Annotated in this window: 16 protein-coding genes; 6 read left to right on the plus strand and 10 right to left on the minus strand. The window is 68.7% G+C overall.

Features of this window, described 5'->3' with window-relative positions:
* Positions 1-56: 56 nt before the first annotated feature.
* The 4 genes from PSQ40_RS20375 to PSQ40_RS20390 all read right to left on the minus strand — a co-directional run bounded on the left by PSQ40_RS20375 (position 57) and on the right by PSQ40_RS20390 (position 5,858).
* On the minus strand, positions 57-1,556 hold the full coding sequence (locus PSQ40_RS20375; RefSeq protein WP_273953724.1) for a multicopper oxidase domain-containing protein: 1,500 nt from the start codon (positions 1,554-1,556) through the stop codon (positions 57-59).
* A 5-nt stretch (positions 1,557-1,561) separates the two neighbouring features.
* Entirely contained in the window at positions 1,562-3,067 is a 1,506-nt protein-coding gene (locus PSQ40_RS20380) for a TolC family protein (RefSeq protein ID WP_273953725.1), read from the minus strand.
* A 146-nt stretch (positions 3,068-3,213) separates the two neighbouring features.
* On the minus strand, positions 3,214-3,729 hold the full coding sequence (locus PSQ40_RS20385) for a hypothetical protein (RefSeq protein ID WP_273953726.1): 516 nt from the start codon (positions 3,727-3,729) through the stop codon (positions 3,214-3,216).
* 17 nt (positions 3,730-3,746) lie between these two features.
* On the minus strand, positions 3,747-5,858 hold the full coding sequence (locus PSQ40_RS20390) for a heavy metal translocating P-type ATPase (RefSeq protein WP_273953727.1): 2,112 nt from the start codon (positions 5,856-5,858) through the stop codon (positions 3,747-3,749).
* 75 nt (positions 5,859-5,933) lie between these two features.
* Between PSQ40_RS20390 and PSQ40_RS20395 the strand changes: the two genes are divergently transcribed.
* A complete protein-coding gene (locus PSQ40_RS20395; protein WP_273953728.1) occupies positions 5,934-6,428 on the plus strand; it encodes a MerR family transcriptional regulator in 495 nt (164 codons plus the stop codon).
* A gap of 32 nt (positions 6,429-6,460) precedes the next feature.
* Here PSQ40_RS20395 and PSQ40_RS20400 read toward each other — a convergent pair whose 3' ends face one another.
* Positions 6,461-6,733, minus strand: coding sequence for a hypothetical protein (locus PSQ40_RS20400; RefSeq protein ID WP_273953729.1), 273 nt, complete (start codon positions 6,731-6,733; stop codon positions 6,461-6,463).
* A gap of 233 nt (positions 6,734-6,966) precedes the next feature.
* Between PSQ40_RS20400 and PSQ40_RS20405 the strand changes: the two genes are divergently transcribed.
* Entirely contained in the window at positions 6,967-8,184 is a 1,218-nt protein-coding gene (locus PSQ40_RS20405; RefSeq protein WP_273953730.1) for an HD-GYP domain-containing protein, read from the plus strand.
* A gap of 141 nt (positions 8,185-8,325) precedes the next feature.
* On the opposite strand, the gene PSQ40_RS20410 is transcribed toward PSQ40_RS20405, so the two are convergent.
* The 5 genes from PSQ40_RS20410 to lptF are packed head-to-tail and all read right to left on the minus strand — an operon-like array spanning position 8,326 to position 13,158.
* Positions 8,326-9,501, minus strand: a complete 1,176-nt coding sequence (locus PSQ40_RS20410) for a pyridoxal phosphate-dependent aminotransferase (RefSeq protein WP_273953731.1) — start codon at positions 9,499-9,501, stop codon at positions 8,326-8,328.
* Between the two features lie 40 nt (positions 9,502-9,541).
* Positions 9,542-10,483 (minus strand): CysB family HTH-type transcriptional regulator, encoded by a 942-nt coding sequence (locus tag PSQ40_RS20415; RefSeq protein WP_273953732.1) that lies wholly within the window; start codon positions 10,481-10,483, stop codon positions 9,542-9,544.
* Positions 10,484-10,543: 60 nt separating this feature from the next.
* A complete protein-coding gene (locus tag PSQ40_RS20420; protein WP_273953733.1) occupies positions 10,544-10,900 on the minus strand; it encodes a sirohydrochlorin chelatase in 357 nt (118 codons plus the stop codon).
* A gap of 42 nt (positions 10,901-10,942) precedes the next feature.
* On the minus strand, positions 10,943-12,040 hold the full coding sequence (lptG, locus tag PSQ40_RS20425) for an LPS export ABC transporter permease LptG (protein ID WP_273953734.1): 1,098 nt from the start codon (positions 12,038-12,040) through the stop codon (positions 10,943-10,945).
* On the minus strand, positions 12,037-13,158 hold the full coding sequence (gene lptF, locus PSQ40_RS20430) for an LPS export ABC transporter permease LptF (protein ID WP_273953735.1): 1,122 nt from the start codon (positions 13,156-13,158) through the stop codon (positions 12,037-12,039). The genes lptG and lptF overlap by 4 nt, the downstream gene beginning before the upstream one ends.
* Positions 13,159-13,181: 23 nt before the next feature.
* Here lptF and PSQ40_RS20435 point away from each other — a divergent pair, with 23 nt between their 5' ends.
* From PSQ40_RS20435 to PSQ40_RS20450, 4 genes are all read left to right on the plus strand, one after another.
* Positions 13,182-14,699: a leucyl aminopeptidase gene (locus PSQ40_RS20435; RefSeq protein WP_273953736.1), complete on the plus strand. Its 1,518-nt coding sequence runs from the start codon at positions 13,182-13,184 to the stop codon at positions 14,697-14,699.
* Positions 14,696-15,130 (plus strand): DNA polymerase III subunit chi, encoded by a 435-nt coding sequence (locus PSQ40_RS20440; protein ID WP_273953737.1) that lies wholly within the window; start codon positions 14,696-14,698, stop codon positions 15,128-15,130. Before PSQ40_RS20435 ends, PSQ40_RS20440 begins: the two co-directional genes overlap by 4 nt.
* Complete coding sequence (locus PSQ40_RS20445) at positions 15,130-15,459, plus strand: hypothetical protein (RefSeq protein WP_273953738.1); 330 nt, start codon at positions 15,130-15,132, stop codon at positions 15,457-15,459. The genes PSQ40_RS20440 and PSQ40_RS20445 overlap by 1 nt, the downstream gene beginning before the upstream one ends.
* 155 nt (positions 15,460-15,614) lie before the next feature.
* Positions 15,615-16,312, plus strand: a 698-nt coding sequence (locus PSQ40_RS20450; protein WP_273953739.1) for a branched-chain amino acid ABC transporter substrate-binding protein, incomplete at its 3' end; no start/stop codon positions are given.

Below are 16,312 nucleotides of genomic sequence, written 5' to 3' on the forward strand. Positions count from 1 at the left end.
ACCCTGCGCGCACCAGGCCATACCAGCCCGGTGCGGGCCCGGTGCGGGCGCCTCGCTCAGTGCGCGTGGGCCCCGGCGCCGGGCTTGCGCACCGTGGGCAAGGTGGGGTCGACCGTGGGCGGGGTGGCCGGGGGGGCTGCACCGCCTTGTGGGGTGTGGTGCAGGTGGTGGTGGGGCGCTTGTGTCGGTGGCGCCGGGTGCATCCCCGCGCCGTGCTCATGGGCGGGTGGCGCGGGCTGGACTGCCTGCGCCGGTGCCTGGGGGGCGTCGGGCAGGGGGCCGGTCCACTCGCGGGCCATACTGCCGGCGGGGGGCTGGTACCAGCCCGGGTCGCTGTAGTCGCCGGGTTTTTGATGGCGCCGCACCTTGAGCAGGGTGAACATGCCCCCCATGTCGAGCGAGCCATGGGGCCCCTGGCCGCCCATCATGGGCAGGGTGTTCTCGGGCAGGGGCATGCGCATCTGGCCCATTTCGGCCATGCCACGTTCGCCCATGGCCATGTAGCCAGGCACCAGGTTCTGGATCTTGTCCAGCACCGCGCTCTGGTCGACCCCGATCATGGTCGGCACGTTGTGGCCCATCGGGCCCATGGTGTGGTGGCTCTTGTGGCAATGCAGGGCCCAGTCGCCTTCCTCGTCGGCCACGAACTCGAGCTGCCGCATCTGCCCGACCGCGACGTCGGTGGTCACCTCGGGCCAGCGCGCGCTGAGGGGCACCGGGCCGCCATCGGTGCCGGTGACGGTGAACTCGTGCCCGTGCAGGTGGATCGGGTGGTTGGTCATGGTCAGGTTGCCGACGCGGATGCGCACCTTGTCGCCCAGCCGCACCGGGAGGCTGTCGATGCCGGGGAAGGTGCGGCTGTTCCAGGTCCAGAGGTTGAAGTCCAGCATGGTGTTGACCTGCGGCGTGGCGCTGCCCGGTTCGACGTTGTAGGACGCCATCAGGAACGCGAAGTCGCGGTCCACCTTGGAGATCAGCGGGCTGGTCTGGCGCGGGTGGGTGATCCACAGGCCCATCAGGCCCATGGCCATCTGCACCATTTCGTCGGCATGGGGGTGGTACATGAAGGTGCCGGGCCGGCGGGCGACAAACTCATAGACCCAGGTCTTGCCGGGCTCGATGGCCGGCTGGGTCAGGCCGGCCACACCGTCCATGCCGTTGGGCAGGCGCTGGCCATGCCAGTGCACGGTGGTGGCTTCGGGCAGGCGGTTGGTCACGAACAGGCGCACCCGGTCGCCCTCGACCACCTCGATGGTGGGACCGGGGCTTTGGCCGTTGTAGCCCCACAGGCGCATCTGCATGCCAGGGGCGATCTCGCGCACCACGGGTTCGGCCACGAGGTGGAACTCCTTCACGCCCTGGTTCAGGCGCCAGGGCAGGGTCCAGCCGTTGAGGGTCACCACCGGGGTGTAGCGGGCGCCGTCGGGGCGCCAGGGGGCGCTGCCGGCGCTGGGGGGCTGGTGGGCGTCGGGCAGGGCGGCCAGGGCGCTGCGGGCGACCGCGGCGCTGGCCAGGGTGCCGGCCATGGCCCCGGAGAAAAATTGGCGTCGTTGCATGGTCTTCAATGGGCTGGGTTGGGGGCGGCGCTGGCGGCCGGGCTCGGGGCGCGGTTCAGGGGATTGGCCAGGCCGCTGGGGCCGGTGTTGGCGGTGCCGCTCAGGGCCAGGCGCAGGTCGGTGTCGGCGAGCCAGAAGTCGCGCCGCGCCTCGATGGCGGTGCTCACGCTGTGGGCGTTCTGGCGAGCCTCGGCCAGCAGTTCCCAGACGCTGCTCAGCATGCCGTTGTAGCGCAGCAGGGTCTCATCGGTGATCTGTCGGCGCAGCGGCAGCACCTCGGTTTCGAGTTGCCGCGACAGGGTCCAGGCGGTCTGCCAGTCTTGCCAGCGGCTGCGCGCTTCGCTGCGGGCCAGCACGGCGACTTCGCGCACGCGGGCCTGGGCCTGGCGCATCTGGGCCTCGGCGCGAGCAACACGCGCCTGGCCCTGGTCAAACAGGGGCAGCGGCACCTCGATCTCGACGCTGCGCTTGCTGTCGCGCTGGCCCGCCTCGGTGATGGTGTTGTAGCCGAGACCGAGTTCAAACGCGCTCACATAGCCGGTGACGCGGGTGTAGCCCAGCTGGGAGGCCAGGGCTTGGTAGTCGTCCTGGGCCAGGCGCACGTCCAGGCGTTCGCGCAGGGCCTGGGCCTCGAAGTCGGCCTCGGGCAGCAGCTGCGCCGGGGGCTCGGGCAGTTGCTCGGGCAGTTGCAGCGCGCGCCCGTCGTCGAGGCCCAGCAGGCGGATCAGTTGTTCGCGGCTGGCCTGGGCTTGCAGCCGGGCCCGTGCCACCTGCACCTGGCTGTCTTGCAGGGCGCGCTGTTCACGCGCCTGCTGCAGCCGACTCCAGTTGCCCGCCTTGACCATCTGGCGCCCCAGTTCGGCGCCCGCCTCGGCGGCGTCCAGTACCTGCTGGCTGTAGCGCAGCTGGTGCTGGGCGGCCACCGCACGCACCCAGGCGCGGCGCACTTCGGCGCTCAGGCGCAACACCTCTTGCGCGGTCTGCAGCCGGGCCAGCGCCAGTTGGCGGTCCTGCCATTGCAGGCGCCAGGGCAGGCTCAGCAGGCCCCAGAGGTCGATGCGCAGCAGGCGCTCGATCTCGATCTGACCGCCCTCCCGCACCCGCCCCAGGCCCAGGCCGGGGTTGGGCAGCAGGGCCATTTGCTGGCGTTGGGCCGCCGACACATCGAGCCCCGCCAGCGCGACCTGCAGGCTCGGGTTGTTCAACAAGGCCAGCCGCACGGCGGTGTCGGGGTCCAGTGGCTGGGCCAGCAGCGAGGCCACGGCCTCGGCTTGCGCCTGGGGCGTTGGGGCCGGCGCTGGCCACTGGGCCGTGCCGGGGCCGCCATGCTGTTGCACCAGTTCGGCCACGCTGCCGGTGGCTGGCGTGGGGCCGGTGGCGCAGCCGACCAGGCTGCCACCCAGCAGCAAGGCCAGCCCCAGGCGCTGAGCGCTGGGCCAGGGTCGGGCCAGGCGCGGGGGGGCGGTTCGCGCGGGCAGCGCGGCGACCACCCAAGGGAGGGGGAGGGACATCAAAAACTCCGGAAATCAAACGGTGACCGACCCCGGGGGACGGTCGCTTGCCCGGTGCCCCTGGAGGCCGCCTGCGCCACTGAGGCAGGCTGGGGTCGAGGGGGCGGGCGCGGCGAGGCAGCCCAGCGCGGCTGGGCGGGCGGCGCTCAGCCGATGGGGGGCTTGAGTTGGGGGTTCAGGCAGGCGCTCTGGAAGCCGCCTTCGGCGCTCTGCGGCGTGGCGAAGCGCTGGCCCGGCAGCGCGGGCGCCGGGCGTTGGGGGCTGAGCAAGGCCAGGTGGCAAATCTGGCAGGCGGTGCAGGTGCCTCCGTGCGAAGCCTGGGCACTGTCGGCACTGGCGTGGGGCATGGCCTCCGCCGCTGCGGTGCTGGACAGGCTGCTGTCGTGGCAGGGCGGCGTGCCCAGGGCGTGGCCGGTCGGCCCGTGACCCGCTGGTGACCAGCGCGAGCGCGCGTCCGCCGGGCCGTCGGCACCGGTCGGAGCAAAGCCCGCAGCGACCGGGGGCAGCGCCATTGGCAACGTCTGCAGCGTCTGCAGGGTTTGCACCGCGACCGGGGCCGTGGGGGCCGCGTCGCCCCGCAAGGCGCCCAGGGCCATGGCATCGCCGAGCCAGGCACGCCAGGCGAGCAGCAGGATCAGGCAGAACAGGGCGGGGCGGCGCATGGCGAGATGATAAGGCCTCAGCCCAGCCGTGCGCGCTCCGCGGCGGGGTGTTGGCGCAGCAGGCGCAGCCCGTTCATGATCACGATCAAACTGGCCCCGAGGTCGGCGACCACCGCCATCCACAGGGTGCCCAGGCCCAGCACCGCCAGGGTCGCGAACAGCAGCTTGAGGCCCAGCGCCACGGTCAGGTTCTGCCGCAGCACCGCGTGGGTGCGGCGCGACAGGCGCACGGTCTCGGCCAGGCGCCGCGGGTCGTCGTTCATGATCACCACGTCGGCGGCCTGCACCGCCACGCCGGTGCCGACACCGCCCATGGCAAAGCCCAGGTCGGCGCCGGCCAGCGCCGGGGCGTCATTGATGCCATCGCCAGCCATGCCCACCGGGCCGTGCGCTTGCCGCAGTGCGGCCAGGGCGGTCAGCTTGTCCTGAGGCAGCAGTTCGGCGCGCCAGTCGCTGAGCCCGACCTGCCGCGCCAACGCCGCCACCGTGGGTGGGTTGTCGCCGCTCAGCAGCACCGGCCGCACCCCGAGGGCTTGCAGGTCCGCGATGGCCTGCGCGGCACCGGGGCGCACCGGGTCGGTGACGGCCAGCCAGCCCAGCAGCTGGCGGTCGCAGCTGATCCACGACAGGCTGCGTGCCAGCGCGCCTTGTTCGGCGGCGATCGCGTCGAGCGCTGGGTACGCGTCGGTGTGCTGCCGCAACCAACGCGCGTTGCCCAGCCGCCAAACCCGCCCTGCCTGCCACAGCGTCAGGCCTTGCCCAGCCTCTGGGCTGGCCAGGGCGGCCGGGGGCGCCCGCTCGGCCCCCAGCCGCTGGGCCAGGCCGTCGGCGATGGCGCGCGACACCGGGTGGGTGGAGGTCAGGCTCAGGGCCCAGGCCTGCATCAGCCAGTCGGGGGCGTTGGTGGGGACGGGGGCCGCGTGGGGCGCTGCCGTGGCGATCGCGCCATAGGCGGCCAACTCGGCGCGGCCCTGGGTCAGGGTGCCGGTCTTGTCGAGGCCGATGGCCCGTAGGTGGCGCGCGGCCTCAAGGTGTTGGCCGCCCTTGATCAGGATGCCACGCCGCGCCGCGGCGGTCAGCCCGCTGACCAGGGTGACCGGCGTGGAGATCACCAGCGCGCAAGGGCAGGCCATGACCAACAACACCAGGGCGCGGTAGAACGCCTCCGACCAGGCCCAGCCGAGGGTCAAGGGCGCCAGGACGGCGACCGCCAGGGCCAGCAGCAGCACCGCGGGCGTGTAGCGGCGCGCAAAGCGGTCCACCCAGCGCTGGCTGGGGGCGCGCCCGGTTTGTGCGGCCTGCACGGCTTGCACCACGCCATCGAGCGTGCTGTGCCCAGGCGGCTGGGTCACGCGCAGGTGCAGCGGGGCCTGTTGGTTCAGGCTGCCCGCCAGCAGACGGTCGCCCGGGGCTTTGTCCTGCGGCAGGCTCTCGCCGGTCAGGGGCGATTCGTCGACCGCGCTCAAGCCCTCGCTGACCACCCCGTCGAGCGGCACGCGCTCGCCCACCGGCAGTAGCAGGGTGTCGCCCACCTGCACCTCGGCCACGGCCTGCCATTGCCAACGCCCATCGGGCTGGCGCACCTGGGCCCGGGCGGGCACCAGTTGCAGCAGGGCGCGGATGGCGTGGCGAGCCCGGTCGGCGGCGCGGTGCTCCAGGGTTTCGGCCAGGGCGTAAAGCGCCATCACCATCGCGGCCTCGGCCCACTGGCCGATCAGCAGCGCGCCGGTGACGGCCACGGCCATCAGCGCCTCGATCTGCACCTGGCCCCGGCGCAGCGCCAGCCAGCCTTGCCACCAGGTCTGCCAGCCTGCCAGCCACAGCCCCAGCGCGGCCAGGCCCCGGCCCCACCACGGGCCCAGCGGCGCCCCCAGGCTGTCGCTCAGCCAGGGCAGGCACTCGGCCGCCAGCGCTGCCAGCAGGGCCGCTGCCAGGCGCCACGGGCCGGGCAAGCCTTGCCCGTGATCGTGATCATGGTCATGGTCATGGTCATGGTCATGGTCATGGTCGTGGTCGTGGTCGTGGTCGTGGTCGTGGTCGTGGTCGCGGTCGCGGCGGCAGGGGGCGCAGGGCGCGGCCTGGTCCGCGGCGGTGGACGGGGGGACTGGGGGCTTGTCGTTGGAGGTCATGGGGGCATTGGAAACCCTGAAGTGACTTCAAGGTCAAGCCCCGATACTGGGCGGTTTCAACGAAAGGATCTGCGCATGCCCAAGCCCCCGACGCCTCAGGCGCCCCACCAGCCCGCCCCCTGGCGCATTGGGGAGGTGGCACGCCAGTCGGGCGTGTCGGTGGCCAATGTGCGCTATTACGAACGCGAGGGCCTGCTGCCCGCTGCGGCGCGCAGCGACAACCAGTACCGCCTCTACGGTGAGGCCGATCTGCAGCGCCTGCGTTTCATCCGGCTGTGCCGTTCCTTCGACATGTCACTCGACGAGGTGCGCACCCTGCTGTCGCTCGACCTGAACCTGGCCGACGACTGTGTGCGGGCCCGTGAAGCCGTGCAGGCGCACCGCCAGCATGTGCAGCAGCGTCTGGCCGAGTTGCGGGCGCTGGATCGGCAATTGCAGCAGCTCGAAGCCCATTGCACGGGCCATGGGCCGCGCTGCAGCCTGATGGAAGCCTTGCACCAGCAGGCCCGCGATTTGCCACCACAAGCCGGCCCGGGCGAGGCCGGGCGCGGGGTCAAGCGCCACGTCTAGGCCGCCCGACGCGGGCGCTCAGGCTGCCGCCATCAGCCCAGCCGCTGGCGTGCCTTGCTGGCCCAGCCCTCCAGGTGCCCCATCAGGTCGTTCTGGCTGAACGAGCAGCTTTCTTCGGTGAACAGCGCGGCCGACTCCAGGCGGTCCAGCAGTTGGTGCAGCACGGTTTCAAACTGCGGTGGCAGGGCGGCCAGCAGGTGGCTCAGGCCGCGGCAGCGGCTGCTGAGGTCGGCGATGCTGAGGTGCCCATCGCGCCAGGCTTGCACAGCGTGTTCGAGGGTGACCAGTTGTTCGTGGGCGTTCATGGCAGGGCTTGCGGGCAAAAAAGGAAGGGAGACCAGGGGCTGGCCAAGGGCCCGACACGGGCCTTGGTGCGCACAAGCTGGCAACAAGGGCTGAAATTTAAGCCTATTCTGATGCGGGAATGGGACATCGTGCCTGGCTCGTGGCATGCTTGGGGTTTCGGCGTCATGGCCTGCTGGAAGCGCAGGGCCACCGGTCTTGTGGCCGGGCCGTTCAGGATTCCCGATCTCGCACCATGTTGAAAATCATTAACGCCCAGCAACTGCAGCTAGGCATGTACCTGCACAAGTTTGGTGGGTCCTGGTTGAAGCACCCTTTTTGGCGCACTGCTTTCCTGCTGGAAGACGTCAAAGACCTCAACGCGATCGTGGCCAGCGGCATTGATGAGATCTGGATCGATGTGTCCAAGGGCTGCGATGTCGCGGCCCCAGGCCCGGCGCAGGCCCCGGCCGCTGCCGCGCCGGTGCCCGAGGCGCCTGCGGTGTTGGTGGCCAAGCGCGTGCCCCCGGCGCCCACCAGCATGGGCCAGGAGTTGGTGCAGGCCAAAAAAATCCTGCTGCAAAGCCGTGACGCGGTGACCAGCCTGTTCAACGACGTGCGTTTGGGCAAGGCCATCGACGTCAATGGCGCGGCACCGCTGGTGGAAGAGGTCACCTCCTCGGTGATTCGCAACCCGGGCGCGCTGGTCAGCATCGTGCGGCTCAAGAGCCGCGACGACTACACCTACCTGCACTCGGTGGCGGTGTGCGCCCTGATGGTCGCGCTGGCGCGCCAGTTGGGGTTGGACGAAGCCCAGACACGCGACGCGGCCATGGGCGGCCTGATGCACGACCTGGGCAAGGCCCTGATGCCGCTGGAGGTGCTGAACAAGCCCGGCAGCCTCACCGAGGCCGAATACGCCATCATGAAAAGCCACCCCGAGGAGGGTTGGCGCCTGCTGCGCGAGGGGGGCGGGGCCAGCGAGGCGACCTTGGACATCGCCTTGCACCACCACGAAAAGATCGACGGCTCGGGCTACCCGCACAAACTCAAGGGCGACGGCATCCAGCTGCTGTCGCGCATGGGCGCGATCTGCGACGTGTACGACGCCATCACCTCGAACCGCCCCTACAAGGCGGGCTGGGACCCGGGCACGTCGATCCGGCGCATGAATTCCTGGGCCGGGCATTTTGACCCGCACATCATGAAGGCCTTCATCCGCAGCATTGGCATCTACCCGGTGGGGGCGCTGGTGCGCCTGGAATCGGGCCGCCTGGGGGTGGTGACCGAACAGCACGCCGCCTCGTTGCTGACGCCCAAGGTCACGGTGTTTTTCTCCACCAAATCCAACGAACCCATCGTGCGCCAGGTGCTCGACCTGGCCGCTCCGAACACCACCGACAAGATCGTGGCGGTGGAAGACAAGGAGAAGTGGGGCTTCAAGTACCTCGACGAGATCTGGTCCGAGACCTGACGCCAGGTCGGGTGCCCGGACCGGGCACTGCCGGTGGCACGGCGTCACGGTGGCGCACGCTGCGGCCGCCGGCCGCTGTCCCCAGCGGAACGCCGGGCTGGCCCCGGCCCTCGCCGCGGGCTTCAAAGCTTGTCGCTGGCCTCAGAGCTTGGCCAGGCGCTCCAGCGCGGCGATCAGGGTCTCGTCCTTCTTGGCGAAGCAGAAACGCACCACCCGCTGGTCAAAGCCGTCGCCATAGAAGGCCGACAGCGGGATCGCGGCCACCCCGATCTCACGCGTCAGCCATTGGGCAAAGTCGGCTTCACCCAGGTCGCTGACCTCCGAAATGTCCACGCACTGGAAGTAGCTGCCTTCGCTGGGCAGCAGCTTGAAGCGGGTGCGTGCCAGGCCGGCGCGGAACAGGTCGCGCTTGTGCTGGTAGAAGGCCGGCAGCTCCAGGTAGGGCTTGGGGTCGGCCATGTACTGGGCCAGCGCGTGTTGCACCGGGGTGTTGACGGTGAACACATTGAACTGGTGCACCTTGCGGAACTCGGCGGTCAGCGCGGCCGGAGCGGCCACATAGCCCACTTTCCAGCCCGTCACATGGTAGGTCTTGCCAAAGCTCGAGACGATGAAGGCGCGCGCCGCCAGGCCCGGAAAGCGCGCCGCGCTCTGGTGCGTCTGGCCGTCGAACACCATGTGCTCGTAGACCTCGTCGCTGATCAAGAAGATGTCGGTCGGGGCCAGCAACTCTTGCAGGCGCAGCATGTCTTGCTGGCTCCACACGGTCGCGCTGGGGTTGTGCGGCGAGTTGATCAGGATGGCGCGGGTGCGCGGGGTGATGGCGGCCGCGATGCGGTCAAAGTCGGGGCGGAAGGTGCCCGGGGTCAGGGGCACGCGCACCACCACGCCGCCTGCCAGCTCGATGTTGGGCACATAGCTGTCGTAGCAGGGCTCGAGCACGATGACCTCGTCACCGGCGCGCACGATGGCCAGGATGGCCGTGATGATGGCCTGGGTGGCGCCGGCGGTGACGGTGATCTCGTCCGCCGCGCGGTAGTGGTGGCCGTGCAGCGCTTCGATCTTGCGCGAGATGGCTTCGCGCAGCGCCGGCACGCCGGGCATCGGCGGGTACTGGTTGAGGCCCTGTTGCATGGCCTGGCTGACGTCGTTGACCAGCTTGGGGTCGCAGTTGAAGTCCGGGAAGCCTTGGCCCAGGTTCACCGCGCCGGTTTCGGTCGCCAGCGCCGACATGACGGTGAAGATGGTGGTGCCCACGGCGGGCAGCTTGGTTTGCAGCGGCGGGGTGCGGACGGAAACGGTGTCAGGGGTCGTCATGGCAGCGGTGCAGGGCAGTTGGTGGGATGGAGGAAATCGCTCAGAGCTCGTAGTCGTTGACGTGGCCGCTCAGGGCTTTGGAGATCAGGTCGCGGCTCAGGCGGTCGCTGAGCAGCTCGGCAAACTTGAACACGAAGTTGCGCAGGTAGGCACTGCGCTTGAAGGCCACCCGGGCCACGTTCTGGCCGAACACATGGCCCATCGGGCGCACGGCCAGGTCGCCAATCGGGTCGTCGCGGACCGCCATTTCGGCCACGATGCCCACGCCCAGCCCCAGCCGCACATAGGTCTTGATGACGTCGGAGTCGATCGCCTCCAGCGCGATGCGCGGTTGCAGCTTCTTGGCTGCAAAGGCGTTGTCGACCCGGGTGCGCCCCGTGAACGAGGGGTGGTAGGTGATGATCGGCTCTTGGGCGATGTCTTCGAGGCTGATCCGGTCTTTTTGGGTCAAGGGGTGGTCGGGCGGCAGCACCAGCACGTGTTGCCATTCGTAGCAGGGCAGGGTGACGAGGTCGGCGTAGTCGGCCAGCGACTCGGTCGCGATGCCGATTTCGGCCACTTCGTCGAGCAGCATCTTGGCCACCTGGTCGGGCGCACCCTGGTGCAGGCTGACGTTGACTTTGGGGTAGGCCTCGCGCAGGCGCGCCACCGGCACCGGCAGCACATAGCGGGCCTGGGTGTGGGTGGTGGCGATCGACAGGGTGCCGCTGTCCTGGGCGCTGAACTGCTCGCCGATGCGGCGCAGGTTGCCGACCTCGCGCATGATCAGCTCGATGCTTTTCAGCACATGCTGGCCTGGCTCGGTGATGCGTTTGAGGCGTTTGCCGTGGCGCGCGAAGATCTCCACGCCCAGCTCTTCTTCCAGCTCGATGATCGCCTTGGACACGCCGGGTTGCGAGGTGTGCAAGGCCTTGGCGGCCTCGGTCAGGTTCAGATTGCGGCGGGCCGCCTCTTGAACGAAGCGGAATTGGTGCAAATTCATAACGAATATCGCCTAAAGAGGCTTTTCATTATGCTGCAAAAGTCTATTGATTCAGCCGCTTCAGCCCAGGGCCACCTGGGCCAACGCGTCGACGATGGCGTCGTTTTCACCCACGGCGGGGCAGAGTTCCAGGGCCAACCCCGGGTAGGCGGCCTGCAGATCCTGGATCAGGCGCGGCAGGTCCTCGCGCGCATGGCGCCCCACGCCCAGGAACATCGGCACCACGCGCAGGCTCTGCACCCCCGCCGCCACCAACTCGGCCACGGTCTCCGGCAGGTCGGGCCGGGTCAGCTCCAGGTAGGCGCAGCGCACCTCGGTGGCTGGCGCGCGTTCGCGCATGCGTTGGGCCACGGCCTCGATGGGGCGGGCCCAGGCCGGGTCGCGCGAACCGTGGGCAAAAAGAATCACAGCGTGCATGGGGAGCTTGGCAAATGGGTCAGTGGGCACAGGGGCCCGGGGTCAACGTCGCAGCACCAGCCAGCCAAAGGCGGCCAGTGACAACAGGGAGTAAATCATGCCGGGCGAGGCGGCCACCAACCACGGGGTCCAGTTCTGCAGGTTGCCGATGTAGCCAAACACGTTGTTGAGCAGGAAGAAGCTGATGCCCGCCATCACGCCGCCAAACACGTAGGCGGCAATGCCGCCCGAGCGGAAGTGCAGGTAGGCAAAGGGCAACGCCAGCACCACCATGACCAGGCAGCTCAGCGGGTAGAACACCTTGCGCCAGAATTCGATCTCGTAGCTCTGTGCGCTTTGACCGTTGGCATCCAGGTGCTGGATGTACTGGAACAGGTCGATGGTGCGCATGCGGTCGGGCTTGAGCAGGGCGGCCGAGGCCATTTCGGCGCTGATGCGGGTGGGCCAGCGGTACTCCGCCATGTTCGAGGGCTCGACGCGGGCGCGCTCGCCATCGGTGTTGTGGAACTCCGAACGGTGCACCTGCAGCAGCTGCCAGGACTCGTCCTGGTTGAAGCGGCCTTGCTCGGCATTGGTCATCGACACCATGCGCCCCTGGTTGTCGAACTCGAAGATGCGGATCTTTTGCATGCCGCCATCAGGCGTCATGCGCGCGATGTTGACGGCGTAGGCGCTGTAGTCCTGCTTTTCCTTCATCCAGGCGCCGGTCTGGCCCGTGGTCAGGCGCCCCTGGTAGCGCGCCTTCATGAGCTGGGCCACGCGTTCGGTGGCGGGCGCCACGTAGTCGCCCACGGCAAAGGTGGTGACCACAAAGGCCAGGCCCAGCACCAGCAGCGTGCGCAGCGCCATCCACGGTCCCAGGCCGCTGGTGCGCAGGATGGTGAACTCCGAGCTCTGGGCCAGGCTGGCCATGACAAAGATGGTGCCGATCAGCACCGTGATCGGGAACAGCTCATAGAGGTGGCTGGGCATGGCCAGCGCCACGTACATCAGGGCTTGGGTGATCTGGTAGCCCCCCTGGTTGACCCAGCGCAGCTCGTCGACCAGGTCAAAGAAGAAGAACAGCGCCAGGAACCCCAGCGTCACAAACGACACCGAGCTCAGCACCTCGCCATACAGGTAGCGGCGGATGGTTTTCATGGGGCGGCCCTTTCCTCGGCCTGACGGCGGTGACCGCGCACCCGCAGCCATTGGCGCCAGCTCCAGTTGTAGTGGCGCTGGACCAGCAGCAGCAGGCCCACGAAGGCCGCGCCACCATGCAGCAGCAGCATGAACTTGGCCATCGGGATCGAGCCGTTGCTGACCCAGTTCTGGCCCAGGTTGATGAAGTTGTAATAGACGATGAAGGCGAACAGCGCGAACACCAGGCTGCCGGTGCGGCCCGCGCGCGGGTTGACCACCGACACCGCCAGCGCGAGCACCACGAAGTTGAAGCCCGCCAGCGCCAGGCCCAGGCGCCAGCTCAGCTCCCCCTGGTTGATGGGGGTGGGTTCGCGCAGCAGCTTGAGGGTGGACAAGGCCTTGGTCGGCCCGCTGTCGGATTCGGTCAGCACATTGCTGGCCACGCGGGTGCCGTACTCGCTGAAATCACTGAGCTTGACGCTGCCGTCGGCCAGCAACTGCTCCATGCGCTGGCCCTGGCTCAGCAGCACAAAGCGGTCCTGCCCAATGATCTCGATGCGTGCGCTTTGCGCCGAGGTGACCGCCTCCTGGCCGCGCTCCAGCGCCGCGATGAACACGTTGTTGCCCGATTTGGAGTCGGTGCTCTGCTTGTCCACAAAGAACACCCGGGTGCCGTTGGCCGACTCCTGGAACTGCCCGGGGGCGATTCGTTCGACGTCGCCGCGCTTTTCGTAGTGGTCGCGCATGTCCTGCACCTGCTGGTTGGACCAGGGCCAGCCCACCAGGGCCAGCAAGGCGATCACCAGCAGCACGGGCCAGGCAAACCGGAACAACGGCCCCAAGAAACTGGCCAGGCCCCGGCCGCTGGCAAACCAGATGACCATCTCACTGTCGCGGTACATGCGCGACAAGGTGCCCACAATGGCCACGAACAGGCTCAGGGCCAGGATGGTGGGCAGGTGGCCCAGCACCGTGTAGCCCATGACCATCATCACGTCGGACGGGTTGACGGCGCCGCGCGAGGCCTGACCCAGGGTACGGATCAGCATCATGGTCATGACCACCGTGGCCAGCACCACCAGGGTTGCCCCAAAGCTGCGGGCCAGTTCCTTGCGCAGTGATGAATGGAATAACATAAGGACGAGATAAAAGGGTGATTATGAACTTTGAACTGAAACCCCTGAGCCTGGCGGCCGCCGTCAATGAAAAGGCCGACCTGCTCCTGGTCCTGGTGAGCGACCCGGTCAAGCCGGGCAAAGATGCGCTGTCCAGCGTGCTGACCCATGCGCTCAAGGCCGAGGATTTTGTGCCCAAGGCGGGCCGCGTGCTGAGCACCTACCGCCTGCCTGCGGTGCAAACCGCGCGCGTGGTGTTTGTCGGCGTCGGTGACGCCAGTGCCAAGTCGGTGCGCCAGGGCGTGCTGGCGGGCTGGTCGGCGGTGCGCACCGACGCGGTCAAGCGTGTGCTGCTGGTGCCCGCCGACGGACAGTTGTCCGACGCGGCCCTGCGTGCCGCCGTGCTGGCCCTGGCCGACGCCAGCTACACCTACACCCTGACCAAGTCGCAAGCCGAGCCGCGCGTGCTGCAAAAGGTCACCTTCGGCGTGCCCGAGGTGCTGCCGGCCCAACGCGCCGCCCTGGCCCTGGCCGTGGCCACCGCCCACGGCATCGAAGAAGCCAAGGAATGGGGCAACCGCCCCGCCAACCACGCCACCCCGACCCAGTTGGCCGCCGCGGCCAAGGCGCTGGCGACCCGGGGCTCGGGCCTGCAATGCGAGGTGCTGCTGCCGCGCGACGTGGCCAAGCTCGGCATGGGGTCTTTCATGGCGGTGGCGCGGGGCTCCGAAGAAGAACTGCGTTTCATCGTGCTGCGCTACCAGGGCGCGGCCCGCACCGAAGCCCCCGTGGTGCTGGTGGGCAAAGGCATCACCTTTGACACCGGCGGCATCTCGATCAAGCCCGCGGCTGAGATGGACGAGATGAAGTTCGACATGTGCGGCGCGGCCAGCGTGCTGGGCACCTTCCGGGCGCTCAGCGAGCTCAAACCGGCGATCAACGTCGTGGGCCTGATCCCGACCTGCGAGAACATGCCCGACGGCCGCGCCCTCAAGCCCGGCGACGTGGTGACCAGCATGAGCGGTCAGACCATCGAGGTGCTCAACACCGACGCCGAGGGCCGACTGATCCTGTGCGATGCGCTGACCTATGCCGAGCGCTTCAAGCCGCGCGCCGTGGTCGACATCGCGACGCTGACCGGCGCGTGCGTGGTGGCGCTGGGCGGCGTGCGTTCGGGCCTCTTTTCGACCGACGACGCGCTGGCCACGGCCTTGCAGACCGCCGGTGAGCAGGCCCAGGACCTGGCCTGGCGCCTGCCGCTGGACGACGACTACGCCGACGGCCTGAAGTCGAACTTCGCCGATGTCGCCAACGTGGGCGGTCGCGCCGGGGGCGCCATCACGGCCGCCAAGTTCCTGCAGCGCTTTGCCACCCGCTTCCCCTGGGCCCACCTCGACATCGCAGGCACGGCCTGGAAGAGCGGGGGAGCCAAGGGCGCCACCGGCCGCCCCGTGGGCCTGTTGCTGAGCTACCTGCTGGCCCAGGCCCAGGCCCAGGCCGCCGAGGCGCCCGCAGCCGCGGCCAAGCCGCGCCGCAAGGCCGCTGCGCCCAAGAAGGCATGACCGAGATTGCCTTTCACTTCAACATGCCGCAGAAGCTGCCCTATGTGCTGCGGCTGTTGCGCAAGGCGGTTCAGGCCGGCGCCCGGGTCACGGTGACCGGGGAGCCGCGCCAGTTGCAGGTGGTGGACAGCCGCCTCTGGGAACTGGCGCCCCACGAGTTCGTGCCCCATTGCACGGCCGACGCCGAGTCCCATGTGCTGGCCCACTCGCCCGTGCTGCTGACCGCCGACCTGGCGCTGCAAAGCCGGCCCCAGGTGCTGGTCAATGTCGGGCCCCAGGTGCCCGCCGGTTTTGAACGCTTTGAACGGGTGATCGAGATGGTCAGCCTCGAAGACGCCGACCGCCAGGCGGGCCGCGCGCGCTGGCGCCACTATGCCGACCGGGGCTATGCCATCGTGCGGCACGACATTGCCGTCAAAGGAGCCGCCTGATGTCCCTGCCTCCGCGCACCCCGCCCAAATTCGTGCCCACCTTGACCGAGGTGGTGCAGGTGCCGGTCGCCCCGGCGGCCGCGGCAGCGCCCGCGGTGCCGCCCGTGGACCCGGTGGCGTTTGAGGAGCAGTTGATGCACCGGGTCATGCAGCGGCTCGACGCGCTGCTGGAGCAGCGGGTCGAGCAAACCGTGGCGCGCGTGGTCGAAGAACAGACCCGCAGCGTGGTGCCCCGGCTGCGCGAAGAACTCGAATCGGTGTTGCGCCGCACCCTCAGCGAGGTGATGGCGCAGGAGTTGGCCAACAGCAGCCCGCGGCGCGCCCCCTGAGGCGCGACCATCCGCAGCCCTTTTGACCCAGCGCAGAAGAGGGCTTGTTGTTTTTAGATGACTAGCGTGTTCCCTGATGTTGAGCCTCTGTAAATTAGGCTAACGTGCGCTTCACTGAGTCACGCTCGTTCTCAGACCTTTTCCGGAGTCAATCTATGCAATTGAAGTTGAAACTCACCGCTGTCGCCGCTCTGGCTGTTTTGGCAGGTGCTGCCTCTGCGCAAGACGTGCAAGTTGTGAAGATCGGTCACGTCGCCCCGATGTCGGGCGCCCAGGCCCACTATGGCAAGGACAACGAAAACGGCGCCCGCATGGCCGTGGAAGACCTGAACACGCAAAACGTGGTCATCGGTGGCAAGAAGATCCGCTTCGAACTGGCCGCTGAAGACGACGCTGCCGATCCCAAGCAAGGCACGGCCGCCGCCCAGAAGCTGTGCGACGCCAAGGTCGCTGGCGTGGTCGGTCACCTGAACTCGGGCACCACCATCCCGGCCGCCAAGGTCTACAACGACTGCGGCATCCCCCACATCACGGGCGCGGCCACCAACCCCAACCTGACCAAGCCGGGTTACAAGACCACCTACCGCATCATCTCTAACGACAACGCCCTGGGCGCTGGCCTGGCGTTCTACGCGGCTGATTCGCTCAAGCTCAAGCGCATCGCCGTGGTGGACGACCGCACCGCGTACGGCCAAGGCGTGGCCGATGTGTTCAAGAAGATCGCAGCCACCAAGGGCATCACGATCGTGGACGAGCAGTTCACGACCGACAAGGCCACGGACTTCATGGCCATCCTGACCTCGATCAAGGCCAAGAACCCGGACGGCATCTTCTTCGGTGGCATGGACCCGCA

The sequence above is a fragment of the Curvibacter cyanobacteriorum genome (assembly GCF_028649475.1).
GTDB classification, from domain to species: Bacteria; Pseudomonadota; Gammaproteobacteria; order Burkholderiales; family Burkholderiaceae_C; genus Curvibacter; species Curvibacter cyanobacteriorum.